This window comes from Citrobacter sp. KH_055_1 (assembly GCF_057838705.1).
In genome coordinates this window covers 1,092,192-1,104,913 of record NZ_CM174473.1, presented here as the reverse complement: position 1 = coordinate 1,104,913, position 12,722 = coordinate 1,092,192, and the positions used below count along the sequence as shown (strand labels likewise).

The following is a 12,722-nucleotide window of genomic DNA, read 5'->3' as shown; positions in this document are numbered from 1 at the left end:
TTTCGCATAATAAAAACAGAAACGTCGGCTAAATGACCTGTGCCAGACGGCGAATACCGTCAACAATAGCCGCGGGTGGATGATTTGCAAAACCAATCATAACCCCTTGTCGAGCAGCTTCCCCATGATAATAATGGCTCAGTGATTGTATTCCCATGCCAAGCATTCTGGCTTTTTCCTCAACATCCTTTCCCGTCAAGGCATTATGCAGCCAGCACACAATATGCACACCGGAATCAGAAGGTTGAACAGTCATTTTATCGGCAAGATAGTATTGAATAGCATTGACCAATGCGGCCCTTCTCTCGTAACACGCCTTACGGATTCGACGAACATGACTGGCGTAGTGCCCATCTTCAATAAAACTCGCCAGTACAGCCTGCTCAAGATAGCTGGTTCCAATATCTGAAAAATATTTCGTCACGACAAACTGTTCTTTTAAACCGGGTGGGACCACTAAAAAGCCTAAACGAAACTCTGGGTACATCATTTTAGAGAATGTCCCGGCATAGATGACCCGCTGATGCTGATCTAATCCTTGCAATGCTTGCAAAGAGCGTTCGGCATAACGAAACTCACTATTATAATCATCTTCAAATATCCATGCCCGATTCAACTTAGCCCATTCCAGTAATTCAAGTCGCCGCGATGAACTCAGCGTTCCGCTCAATGGATATTGATCTGAAGGAACGACATAGGCCAATTTTGCGTGAGGAAAATGAGTAATACCATATTGAACATTCATTCCCTCGTTATCTACCTGCACGGGTCTTACTATTACCCCTGTTGACATAAATACCCCACGCGCACCTTTATACCCGGGGTCATCCAGCCAAACTTCATTTCCTTTTGAAAGCAGCGCCCGCGCAGTAATATTTAATGCCTGCTGAATACCGTTGACGATGATAATTTGATCTTCACTGCAGTTAACGCCCCGAGTCGTTTTAATATAGTGGCAAACCGCTTTTCTTAAGGGATGAAAACCACAGGGACTGGTGTGAGAACCCAACTGATGCCGGGATTGTCTCCAGACTCGTCCCAGCAACTTTCCCCATAAGGTATGAGGGAAGAGGTCGGTACACCCCACGCCAATGGCGAAGAGTCGATTGGGTTCACGCCCTTCATAATCCCCTGGCCACAAGTCGTGCACAGCCGCGATGTCGGCATTAACCTGCCCCTCTGACGGCAGCTCATCCTCCGGCCTCATTTTAGGATAGTCATTACTTATGCTTCGGTCAGGAATATTTTGTGTGACAAATGTTCCAGCACCTTTGCGCGTCAGAATATACCCTTCGTCTAATAAACGGTCATAACCGGCAATAACCGAGTTGCGTGAAATTGACATCATCTCGGACAATGCCCGGGATGAGGGTATCTTCGTACCTGACGCTAAGCGTCCTTCCACAATAGCGTTACGCAGAGCGTAATAGACCTGTTCCTTAATAACGCCGTTTGCTAAAAAAAGCTCCTGAAATAAAGGTGCCGTGTTTTTTTTCATGACGTTCACTCTTACGGTAAAAGTGGATCCTATCAATATATACAAAGTGTCTCTTTGCGGTGATTCAAACATTATTTAGGATAACCACAATACAAAACACGCTGACTAAATATATCAGGAGAACTATGAGTAACCAAAATACTGATACACCCATTACTCTCGAGCCCGTCACACAACAAGACTATGCCAGCTGGCTTCCTCTATGGCTAAACTACCAGATTTTTTATCGCACTAACATTTCAGAAAAGGTAACACAATTAACCTGGGAACGTTTTCTCAATCCCGTGGAGCCCATTTTTTGTGCTGTCGCGAAGTCTGACGGTAAAATTGTCGGCCTGGTACATTATCTCTTCCATCGCTCAACATGGTCTGAGTCAGATTATTGCTATCTGGAAGATTTGTTTGTTAGCGAAGATGCCCGGGGCAAACACATCGGTAAGCAGCTTATCGAGCATGTTCAGCGGCACGCCCGTAAACGCCATGCTTCAAGATTATACTGGCACACCCATGAAACGAACCTTCGCGGGCAGCGCCTTTATGACTGGGTTGCCAGCAAAAGCGGGATGATCGAATATCGCATGTAAAATAAACGGCAGATGAGGCCATCTGCGGCTCTCTCACAGGGCCGCAGAATGCGAGACCGCGCCGCTGGGTAACCAGAGCCGTTAAGCGCCTTATCCGCACGAGAAAACGACATATTCCTATATATTATAAGATTTATAATGCAAACAAATATTATTTTTCAATATGTTGCCAATGTTTAATTTTTTATGAATTTTATTTCCATGACAAACTATCCTACACTTGTTTTTACGCATATATATAGCAGGAATATCCCATGAACGAACCGCCTGGACACCATCGTTCGTTGTGCAGAAAACAGATCAGCAATATGCTTTTTCATACTTTCGGGTGATAACAATTTCGATCAAGCATTTTTTCATCATTTAAGGAGAGAAACAGGATACCAGAATTGCAACGCATGTTGCCTTGCTGGTAGTAAACGAAGCAATTGATTGATGGTGTAGAGTAAAATGAATCAAATACGAGAATCATTAAACAATGTTATATTCCCGGATAACATGCCTGACTCCTGGCCTTATCAATCCTGGTGTTCCCCGGCAGAGATTGACACCGATATTACCTGGTATTCTTTTACTGAGCTTGATTTAACACTCAACGCCTGGCTAGGACAAAACGCCTTAATCCCTGTGCGAACATCTGTTTGGGGGTTTGTTTATGAGAATGAACCATTAGTCCAGATAAATATCAAAGATGATACTGCATTTATTGCAATTAACCGGAGATTCTACTCTTGGGTAATTATTGTTGCAGGAACCTACAACTTAAATATCAGCCTCGATTTATCCACGATCTTTAAGCACACGGCATTAGCAGATACGGCTCTATGTATGATTGCCAATAGAGTTGATACTCAATCATTAGACGTCGCACTGAACACAGCAAAATCTTTTATGAACTTTGTTTTTTTTCATGAACTGGTTCATCTAATATGCAGTCATCATGCGTTTTTTCAGCACAATGGACATCAACCGTCCTACATCAGAACTATGGCGTTTATTGCTGATTTTTTAGCTTTCGAAAACTCACTTATGCCCTTAAGCGGTAATGACACTACACACAAACGAAATAGAGATCTGGAAATCGGCACCGCCCGTTGTCTTGGTTTTATAATAGCTTCCTATTTCATCATCAAAACTAAACAAATGAACACCGTAAACGTCTACCCTACGGTAAATGAAAGAACTATCTTGTTACTGAGCTATATACTATCACCCTATTTAAAAAGAGGTGAATGGGCAAACATGTTGTTGAAACATGAAGCCAGAGGAATAATGGATGCCTATACTCGACGAAGGAAATTAGGATTTAACCTAGACAATGATAATTGTATCATCTCTACTGATTACGCCACATGTCATTGCAACTGTAGTCAATGCAGTGCTTTCGCCACGGAGATATACACAAAGGCCAGACCATTAAATACTGAAGTGTTAAACCATATGGATGTCTATACTGCATGTTTCTCTAAAAATAGAAACGGCATGACCTATCCCAACCTGGAGAAAATAAACAACGCTACGTCTTATTTTTGTGGTTTAAAACACCCTGTGTTATTTTCATTAGAGAATTCAATTAAGAGATTGATTTAGTGCACCAGTGCACGTGAACGTCATGCGTAAACTACAAAACACATCAGTAGGGAACGCGGCCGGTCCCCCTGTGACTCTGGCACACCAGAGCCACAGGAGACAAACATTAATCAGGCTTGACTGGGTAATGCACCAATAGCGTGGGAGTTTTTCACGGTCAGCGTCACCACTGCCGAACAAATCAATGCCGCAATCATAAAGATAAATGCGCTGTTGTAGCTGCCGCCGCTGCTTTGGATTAACCAACCAATGACCGGTGCGGAAACCACCCCTGCCATTTGCCCACCAAAGTTAACGATGCCGGATGCGCGACCCATGATTTTGCTGGGAATAGTGTCCATCAAAATCCCCCAGAATGTCGCCATGGCGAAGAACATAAACAGTGCTGAAATACACTGGTAAACCACCGCCATATCCGCGCTGCTTACGCTAAAGGTCAAATACAGGAAACCTGCGGCAATAACAGATGTCACAACGTAGAACATCTTACGCAACGACTTGTATTTGTCGGAGCAATATCCACCGATCAATGTGCCACATGCGCCAAACAAGAATGGAATCGCCGCCATCACACCGGTCTTCGCCAGTGAGAACTCACGGACGGTGATCAAATAGCTTGGCAGCCAGGTAGAGAAGCCCCAGAAGGTAATATCAAACAAGAACCAGATAGCCGCCATCTGCCATAGCACGGGCATTCTGAGCACGTCTTTGAACGCAACGGCACGGGTATTTTGCTGGCTACCTTGATCGTCAGCCGCCAGTTCCGCCAGATCCTGCTGCGTAATAGCCGGGTGATCTTTCGGGTTGTCCCGGGTAAAGAAATAGATACCCGCCGCAATAAACAGACCGGGAATACCTAGCACGATAAAGACCATGTGCCAGCCAAATGCCCCGATGATGCTCGCCGCAACCACCACCGCCAGCGCCGGGCCTAAGGTATTCACCGTCGACTGAATCGCCGTTGCGCGGCCACGCTCTTTTGACGGGAAGTAGGTCGAGATCATCTTCCAGGACGCAGACGGGAAGCACCCTTCACCGATGCCAAATAAGAAGCGGACGGCCAGCATCAGAGGAAGCGTCAGTACCGCACCGGTTAAGCTGGTGAAAATTGACCACCAGGCAATGCCAATGGCCATAATTTTACGCGAGCCAAATTTATCCGCCAATAAACCGCCGGGAATTTGAAATGCCGCGTAACCAATAAAGAAGGCGCTAATAATTAAACCTTGTTGCGTGGTATCAAGATTTAAATCTTTACCGATATACGGTAATGAAACGCTCATCACCATACGGTCGAGAAAAGAAAGCAGCCATGCCAGCCAGATTAATGACAGGACGGTATATCTTGCTTTCCATGTCTTTGGTTTACCTGAAGGTAAAGATGCTTGTTGGTTCATTGTGATGTCCTTGGGGTGTAGTGATCTCTCGCAGCTATAAATGGTCGCGAGAGATCAACGCGTGTTGCGCGTTATTTATTAGTATTGTTTTCTAATAACAGTACCGCTACAGGCATAGCTCTCTATGCCATTAATTAAAGCAATACGTCCATTGACCATCACCAGTTCGATCCCTTCAGGATACTGATTAGGTTCAACAAATGTGCCTTTATCGGTAATGGTGTACGGATCGAACATCACAATATCCGCAGCATAACCGATCTTAATCAGCCCTCGCTCCTGCAAGCCCAACACCTCGGCAGGTTTTCCGGTCATTTTACGGATTGCCGCTTCCCAGGTCAGACAGCCTTCTTCCCGCACATATTTACCCAGTACACGAGGGAAAGCACCGAACACGCGCGGATGCGGCTTACCTGCGCCCATCAGGCCATCGGTACAGACGTTCTGTTCCGGGCGGCAGAGGAACTTAATTACGTGTTCTTCCGTGCCGTAGAAATCGACCATCCCAACGGCATTTTCTTCTTCAAACAGCAGATCAAAGGTGGCGTTGTACGGATCTTTACCACGCAGTTCACCCAACTCGACGAGGTTCAGGCCAACGGCATCCTGATTTTTTTCTGTCTTCACGCTGGTAACAAAAATCTGATCCAGACCGGCGAAATCAATAAAGTTATCCCAGCCCGGAATGCCCTGTTGAATATCAGCGATCATCTTCTCCCGCAGTTCAGGCGAGGCCAGACGTTCAAGCAGCTTGTCGGTTCCACCCGAATGGACCCACGGAGGCAGGATCACACCAAGCATGGTGCTGCCCGCAACGTAGGGATACTGATCGAAAGAGATGCGGATCCCCTCTTCCTGCGCCTGCTCCAGCATGCCCAGCATCCGATCAATCAGCGTCCAGTTTTTCTTGCCGCAGACTTTCATATGCGAAATGTGCAGCCAGACGCCGGTTGCTTTAGCGATATCGATCAGTTCCTGGGTGGAGTTGATGATGTCGTCGGCTTCACTGCGCTGATGCACCACGAAGATCCCGTTGTATTTCGCCGTGACCTTGCACAGCGCAATCATCTCAGCGGTATCGCCAAAAGCGCACGGCATATAGATAAGCCCGGTGGACAGGCCAAATGCTCCAGCCTTTAACTCCCGTTCGAGGACCTCGCACATCTTGGCCACGTCTTCACGGGTGGAAGGTCGCCCATCCAGCCCCATCGCTTCCATACGCACATTGCCATGCGGGACCAGATACGCAAGGTTAGTGGCCGGGTGACGAGAGGCCAACAAATTGAGATAACCGTCCGTATTTTTGTATTTCCAGTCAATTTTGTCGGTATCGCCATCCAGTCCGGCAATATTTTTACGCCAGGCCGGAATATATTCCTCAGGCAACGGCGCAAGTGCCACGCCATCCTGTCCGAGTAATTCCGTGGTAATACCCTGACGAATTTTTGCCGACAGCGCGGGATTAATAATTGCCGACAAATCAGAATGTGTGTGGGTATCAATAAAGCCAGGACAAATTACTTTTCCTGTTGCATCAATAACCTGTTCATTTACACCAGCATCAATTTGGCCGATCGCCACAATACGACCGTCATCAACCATCACATCGGCAATCCTGCCTTCGCTGCCCGTCCCATCGATCACATTTCCGTTTTTGAAAATGGTTTTCATCGTAATTCTCCATTGCGGTGCAGATAAACTGCACCGCCTGTAGGGTAAGAGGGTTTTATCTTTATTTTTTTAATGGCGATACAATGTCTGGATAATGCTGTAATACCCGCTGGCCGAACCGGTTAGCTGATCGATTTCAATAAACTCATCGATGGTGTGCGCCAGGTTTTCACGCGATGGGCCAAAACCGATGGTTTTGATGCCCGCTTCGCCCGCATAGTGGCTACCGTTCGTGCAAAAGGAATACTGGGTGATGGTCGGTTCAAACCCTGCCGCACGCACGCCGGCCAGCGCGGCCTGCACAAACTCGTCGGACTCTTCGTAAACCCACCCAGGGAAGAAACGCTCACCCTCAATGGTGGCGCCGGTGTAGCAGGACTCCTGGCCTACAGCGTAGGAAATGCTGGCCTTAAATTGTGGATCCTGAGCGACCAGCTCGGCCAATGCGCTTTCCAGTGGCGCAATGACGCTTTCTTTGGTTTCGCCCACCAGCAGACGGCGATCGTAGGTCGCACGGCAGTAATCTGGCACCACAGATGCACCCGGATACGGCGACGATTTAATGTCCGTCAGTTCCAGAATGCCAGGCCCTAACACCGGATGCGTTGGCGGAGTAATGGTGCGGATTTTGTCGATCAGCTGCGCCATTTTGTACACCGCGTTAATACCTGCCTGCGGATTAGCGGAGTGCGCCGGTTTGCCAAACGTTTCAACCACAATTTCAGCGCGGCCACGCTGACCAATTTTCAGGTTTAATTCGGATGCTTCGCCGATAATCACATAGTCAGGTTTATAGCGTTCGCTGACCAGACGGGCGGCGATCCCTTCGAAGCACTCTTCATGTACGATGCAGGCCACGTAGATTTTACCGGCAAACTCACGCTGATTATCCTGGCCGAAAAATCCGACGGCAGAGATCATCGCCGCCACAGCGCCTTTCATGTCCGTCGTGCCGCGGCCATAAATTTTACCGTCCTCAATGTCGCCACCGTACGGATTGTGGGTCCACTTTTCCGGATTCACGGGCACAGTATCAATGTGTCCATCCAGCACCAGCGTTTTTCCTGGTTTATTGCCGACAATACCGCCAACAATATTTCCGTATTTATCGACGTGAATGTCATCGAACTGGTAATGCTCCATCATTGTTTTTATTGCATTTACCACTTCCCCTTCCTGACCGGAATAACTTTTCTGCTGGATCAGTGCCTGGCAATTCTTAATCACTTCTTCAATACGGTTTGCAGATAACATGGTTTTCTCCGTTATAACTTCAATCAGGAATGGATTAATTAATGCCGGGGTACTGACCGCCCCAGACAATATCCAGATATTGTTGCGGGTCGGTATCACCTTCTGTGCTTATCAACAGCACGCGAGAATGCGCATCCAGCCCCAGTTGTTCACGCGTCTGTGCCAGTGCTGGCGAGGTCATTAGCAATGCCAGCAGACCGGTGGTCACAGCACCGGATTCACCGGACGTAATTTGGGGATCGCCCGTTAATGGGTTACCCAGCATGCGCATCCCCAGCGCGGCCACTTCATCAGGGCAGGAGGCAAATGCGTCGGCATAATCACGCAACAGTTTCCAGCCGATGCTGTTGGCTTCGCCGCAGGCAAGTCCTGCCATAACGGTCTGCAAATCTCCCCCAACGGCCACCGCCTCGCCCTCTTTAGCCAGAGCAGAACGGTAGAGGCAGTCGGCAATTAACGCCTCAGCGACAATCACTTTCGGACGATTTTCCCCCCAGGCCGCCGTCACCATTCCCTGCACCATCCCGGCAAAAGAGCCTACGCCCGCCTGAACAAACACGTGTGTCGGCGCGACCTGGTGAAGCTGATCGAGAGCTTCCAGCATCAGCGTGCCGTAGCCTTGCATAATCCACAGCGGGATCTTTTCGTAGCCTTCCCAGGCCGTATCCTGCACCACGATCCAGCCATGTTCTTCAGCTTGTTCTGCGGTCATACGCACGGCATCGTCGTAGTTCATATCGACAATCTCCGCCGTCGCGCCTTCATTGCGAATCGCGGTCAGACGCTGCTCAGATGAGCCTTTCGGCATGTAAACCACCGCATTCTGCTTAAGCTGGCGCGCCATCCATGCCACTCCGCGCCCGTGGTTGCCGTCGGTCGTGGTGGCAAATGTCACGGTCTTCAGGTCGCGGCGCACTTCGTCGCTGGTCATCACATCAAAAGGTAATTCGCTGATATCCTTACCCACTAATTCCGCGATGTGGCATGCCATCGCATAGGCTCCTCCCAGCGCTTTAAAGGCTTTGAGACCAAAACGCTGAGACTCATCCTTCAGATAAATATTTTTAACGCCCAGTTTTTGCGAAAGAACCGGTAACGAATACAGCGGCGTCGGCGCATAACCCGGAATAGAGCGATGAAAATTCAGCGCTTTTACCAATTCCTGGCGACTAAACGGCGCCAGCGGCGCGTTGGGGTGTTCAGTAAACGGCGTCTGGTTGATAAAAAACGATAAGTTTTCCTGCATCATAGAACCTCATTGTCCTGATATTTCATTCCCTGTAATCGGTGTCATACAGAGAGCGTTAAGCGAGCGGTATTCCCTAAAAGCAAAATGCTTACCAGTTTTTTATAAAACAACAAAATCATGAGAAATAATTAAATAATCGCTTTGAGTTCAATGAATTAAAAAATAGCAAACGGATTGATGTCATATAAACAGCGTGCTGAGTTTATCGCGTTATTTTGATAAATTATCACCAATGATAAATAGTGTGATCACGGAAGATAAAACAAAAAATATATCTAAAAACAGTGCAATAGATTGATTAGGCGCAAGCCGGGTGGGTCGTATTTCATATATTTATCATTCTCCTTGATAAATTCGCTGCCCAACCGGAGAGGGATCATGATTTCAGTACTCAGTAATATTCAGGATGATATCTGCAATTATGCTGACGCCATTTCCGGTATTACCGGGACCGATGTTGAAATCATTGATGAATCTTTAATGCGCATTGCGGGCACCGGAAAATACCGGCACATGCTCAATGAGAATGTGGCAAAAAATGGCTATATCTATCGCCATGTTCTGCAGGTGCGCGAAACGGTGCTGATCAAAAATCCCGGTGAACATCCGCTGTGCCAGATGTGTGAAAAACATCGCTATTGTTCAGAAATGCTGGATTTGAACGCGCCCATCTTTCTTAATAATCGCGTAATTGGGGTGATCGGGATTATTTGTTCAACCCAGGCACAGCGAGAAACGCTGCTCAGTCAGATTGATAAATTCGTTACCTTCATTGAACAAATCGCCGTCATGATCTCAAGCAAGGTCTTTGAGTGCCTGGAACGCTTACGCGCCCAGGAGACGCTGGGCGCATTCCGTCGCCTGATCGATGCGATGGATCGCGGCGTCGTGGCGATCGATGGTCATGGCCGTATCTGGCATGCCAACCACTCGGCCGATCGCATTCTCAACCGGGAAGTCCAGGGACTCCCCCTCACCATTGAAACCACCGGTGACAGTTTGTATGGCGATGAAGAGGCGTGGCTAACGCTCGAAGGTCAGAAGCATCATGTCTTGTGCAAACAGATTTCACTCTCATCACAAGATAACGATCGTTTAACCATGGTTATTTTTCGCGATGCCCATGACTACCTGAGCAGCATGACGATGCCGCCTTATGAGTCTGATACTCAGGTACGGTTAATTGGCCATTCCCCGTCAATGGAGCAACTCAGAAATACCGTAGGGAAAATCGCTAACAGCTACGCCAGCGTGCTAATTACCGGGGAGAGCGGCTCGGGAAAAGAAGTGGTGGCATTTGCGATTCACCAGAGCAGTCCGCGTAAAACCGCGCCTTTTGTGACGATCAACTGCGCAGCCATCCCCGAGCAGTTACTGGAAAGTGAACTGTTCGGCTACGTCCGTGGGGCGTTCAGCGGTGCGGACCCCAAAGGACGAATGGGCAAATTTGAACTGGCCAACGGCGGCAGCTTGTTCCTTGATGAAATAGGCGATATGCCGCTGCACCTGCAGGCTAAGTTGCTCAGGGTACTGCAGGAAAAAGCGATTACCCGGGTAGGCTCGAATAACACCATCGAAATTGATGTCCGCATTATCGCAGCGACCAACAAAAATATTCACACGATGGTTGAGAATCATCAGTTTCGCGAAGATCTTTTTTATCGTCTGAACGTGGTTCCGCTGGTACTCCCTTCCCTGCGGGAACGACGTGCGGATATCGCCGTCCTCGCCCAGTATTTTGCCGATGAGTTCTCAGCAAGCTACCAACGGCCACCACAAAAACTGCCCGATGATGTGATCAACCGCCTGTATACCTGGCACTGGCCCGGAAACGTCCGCGAACTGCGTAACGTCATCGAATATATTTTTGTCATGCGTGGGGAAGCGACCGGGATCAACGCCAGCCACCTGCCTCCATACCTGCTCACCGCGGCGGACAGCAGAAAACCCGCTATATCGGCACAACCACGTCAGCTTGCCAGTCAGGGAAAACAAGCCGAAAGAGAAGTCATTGAGCGTGTTTTACAGCGTTTTGGCACAAGCGTAGAGGGCAAGAAACAGGCGGCGGCAGAGCTGGGGATCGGCATCGCCACGCTCTACCGAAAAATTAAGCTGTACGGAATGTAAGCCATCTGTCCATGCTCTAAAAAAGAAGAAGCCCGCATAACGCATAACGCATAACGCATAACGCGGGCTACATTGTGCATCAGATTTGCGGTTTATATCGATACTGTTCAAAGTATTTCCGCGCCCTGCCATCGGCTTCTTCTAAAGCGGCAGGAGAGAGGTTTTCCCGCGAAGCATCTAGCCCGGCCTGAGCATCAAAGTTTCCGTTAGCAACGGCCACGGCATTCCAGATATAGGCTTGCGCATAGTCCTTATCTACTCCTTTCCCTTCCAGGTACATCCTGCCCAACAATCTCTGGGCTTCCGGACTACCCATTTTGGCTGCGCGCTCAATATGTTCGACGGCTTTCTTGTCATCCTGAGCGACCCCTTTGCCCTCGAGGTACATCAATCCCAGGTCCGTGTGAGATCCCGCATCGCCTTGTGCGGCAGCCTTCTGATACCATTCGAAGGCCTTTTTATCGTTCTGCGCGGTTCCCTCACCTTTTGAGTACATCATGCCGAGCATCCCTTGTGCCAGCACATCCCCCTGGGCTGCCGCCTGCTGAAATAACTCAAATGCTTTCTTGTGATCCTGCGTAACGCCGACGCTTTCTCCCAGGTAATACATCACGCCCAGCACGCCCTGAGACAGCGCATCACCCTGGCTGACGCCCTTACTCAACAGCGCAAAGGCTTTGTTGCGATCCATACCGACGCCATGCCCTTCAAAGTAGCGCCGACCCAGCAGCCCCTGCGCTTTTGCATCTCCCTGTTCAGCGGCTTTACTCAATGCTTTAACTGTGTTGTAACCCTCGGACAGCGACTTTTTACTGTTGAGAGCACGCTGTGCTTCGGGATTCCCCTTATCAACCGCCTGGTGTAACCACTCTATCGCCAGATAGTTTCCGCGCTCGGCAGCGAGGGTGAGCCAGTTGATCGCTTGCTGATTACCCTGTTCGGCTTGATGGTTAAACCACTCAATCACCTTGCCGTCATTCCACCGTGCTCCTTCACCATCAAAATAGACTAAGGCGAGGACGTAACGTGCGTCGGGATTTCCCTGCTCAGCCGCGCGGGTCAACCACTCAACGGCCTTCGTATCATCACGCGCAACACCTTTTCCTTCGCAATACAGGGTTCCAAGGTAGTACTGCGCCTTTACATCCCCCGCCTCGGCCCCTTGCTGTAAAACAGCCATCGGCTCTTTGTTCCACTCTTTTGCATATCCTTGCGATATTCCCGCGCCCCATAATAAGCCAATGAAAGTGAAGGCGAGGAGAGGCCGAATGTTCATAAAACAGAATCCTTGTTAAGAAAAATACACATGATGGAGAAGACGCTTCAACAATCCAACGTATTTGGCTGGCATT

General features: G+C 48.7%; 9 protein-coding genes. 3 read left to right on the top strand and 6 right to left on the bottom strand.

Annotation, left to right across the window (positions count from 1 at the left end):
• Window positions 1-28: 28 nt before the first annotated feature.
• Window positions 29-1,498, bottom strand: a complete 1,470-nt coding sequence (gene pdxR / locus AC3ITF_RS05250; RefSeq protein WP_489176194.1) for a MocR-like pyridoxine biosynthesis transcription factor PdxR — start codon at window positions 1,496-1,498, stop codon at window positions 29-31.
• Between the two features lie 125 nt (window positions 1,499-1,623).
• On the opposite strand from pdxR, the gene AC3ITF_RS05245 reads away from it, so the two are divergent.
• The gene (locus tag AC3ITF_RS05245; RefSeq protein WP_181218015.1) at window positions 1,624-2,082 is read left to right on the top strand and encodes a GNAT family N-acetyltransferase; all 459 of its coding nucleotides are present in this window, start codon (window positions 1,624-1,626) and stop codon (window positions 2,080-2,082) included.
• Between the two features lie 450 nt (window positions 2,083-2,532).
• Complete coding sequence (locus AC3ITF_RS05240; protein ID WP_489176193.1) at window positions 2,533-3,672, top strand: hypothetical protein; 1,140 nt, start codon at window positions 2,533-2,535, stop codon at window positions 3,670-3,672.
• A 110-nt stretch (window positions 3,673-3,782) separates the two neighbouring features.
• On the opposite strand, the gene AC3ITF_RS05235 is transcribed toward AC3ITF_RS05240, so the two are convergent.
• The 4 genes from AC3ITF_RS05235 to dpaL form a co-directional block, all read right to left on the bottom strand.
• Complete coding sequence (locus AC3ITF_RS05235) at window positions 3,783-5,069, bottom strand: MFS transporter (RefSeq protein WP_181491069.1); 1,287 nt, start codon at window positions 5,067-5,069, stop codon at window positions 3,783-3,785.
• A gap of 78 nt (window positions 5,070-5,147) precedes the next feature.
• On the bottom strand, window positions 5,148-6,740 hold the full coding sequence (locus AC3ITF_RS05230; RefSeq protein WP_489176192.1) for an N-acyl-D-amino-acid deacylase family protein: 1,593 nt from the start codon (window positions 6,738-6,740) through the stop codon (window positions 5,148-5,150).
• A 69-nt stretch (window positions 6,741-6,809) separates the two neighbouring features.
• On the bottom strand, window positions 6,810-7,994 hold the full coding sequence (locus AC3ITF_RS05225; protein WP_489176191.1) for a YgeY family selenium metabolism-linked hydrolase: 1,185 nt from the start codon (window positions 7,992-7,994) through the stop codon (window positions 6,810-6,812).
• 34 nt (window positions 7,995-8,028) lie between these two features.
• Window positions 8,029-9,240: a diaminopropionate ammonia-lyase gene (gene dpaL / locus AC3ITF_RS05220; protein WP_489176430.1), complete on the bottom strand. Its 1,212-nt coding sequence runs from the start codon at window positions 9,238-9,240 to the stop codon at window positions 8,029-8,031.
• A 381-nt stretch (window positions 9,241-9,621) separates the two neighbouring features.
• Between dpaL and AC3ITF_RS05215 the strand changes: the two genes are divergently transcribed.
• Window positions 9,622-11,370, top strand: a complete 1,749-nt coding sequence (locus AC3ITF_RS05215; protein WP_489176190.1) for a sigma-54 interaction domain-containing protein — start codon at window positions 9,622-9,624, stop codon at window positions 11,368-11,370.
• Between the two features lie 79 nt (window positions 11,371-11,449).
• Here the strand turns inward: AC3ITF_RS05215 and AC3ITF_RS05210 are convergent, their stop codons facing one another.
• The gene (locus AC3ITF_RS05210) at window positions 11,450-12,646 is read right to left on the bottom strand and encodes an SEL1-like repeat protein (RefSeq protein ID WP_115257680.1); all 1,197 of its coding nucleotides are present in this window, start codon (window positions 12,644-12,646) and stop codon (window positions 11,450-11,452) included.
• Window positions 12,647-12,722 lie beyond the last annotated feature (76 nt).

What these genes read in the sequence shown, in the direction of transcription:
- AC3ITF_RS05245 (WP_181218015.1), top strand. Translation starts at nt 1,624, where the DNA reads ATGAGTAACCAAAATACTGATACACCCATTACTCTCGAGCCCGTCACA.
- AC3ITF_RS05225 (WP_489176191.1), bottom strand. Translation starts at nt 7,994, where the DNA reads ATGTTATCTGCAAACCGTATTGAAGAAGTGATTAAGAATTGCCAGGCA.
- AC3ITF_RS05215 (WP_489176190.1), top strand. Translation starts at nt 9,622, where the DNA reads ATGATTTCAGTACTCAGTAATATTCAGGATGATATCTGCAATTATGCT.
- AC3ITF_RS05235 (WP_181491069.1), bottom strand. Translation starts at nt 5,069, where the DNA reads ATGAACCAACAAGCATCTTTACCTTCAGGTAAACCAAAGACATGGAAA.
- AC3ITF_RS05240 (WP_489176193.1), top strand. Translation starts at nt 2,533, where the DNA reads ATGAATCAAATACGAGAATCATTAAACAATGTTATATTCCCGGATAAC.
- pdxR (WP_489176194.1), bottom strand. Translation starts at nt 1,498, where the DNA reads ATGAAAAAAAACACGGCACCTTTATTTCAGGAGCTTTTTTTAGCAAAC.
- dpaL (WP_489176430.1), bottom strand. Translation starts at nt 9,240, where the DNA reads ATGCAGGAAAACTTATCGTTTTTTATCAACCAGACGCCGTTTACTGAA.
- AC3ITF_RS05210 (WP_115257680.1), bottom strand. Translation starts at nt 12,646, where the DNA reads ATGAACATTCGGCCTCTCCTCGCCTTCACTTTCATTGGCTTATTATGG.
- AC3ITF_RS05230 (WP_489176192.1), bottom strand. Translation starts at nt 6,740, where the DNA reads ATGAAAACCATTTTCAAAAACGGAAATGTGATCGATGGGACGGGCAGC.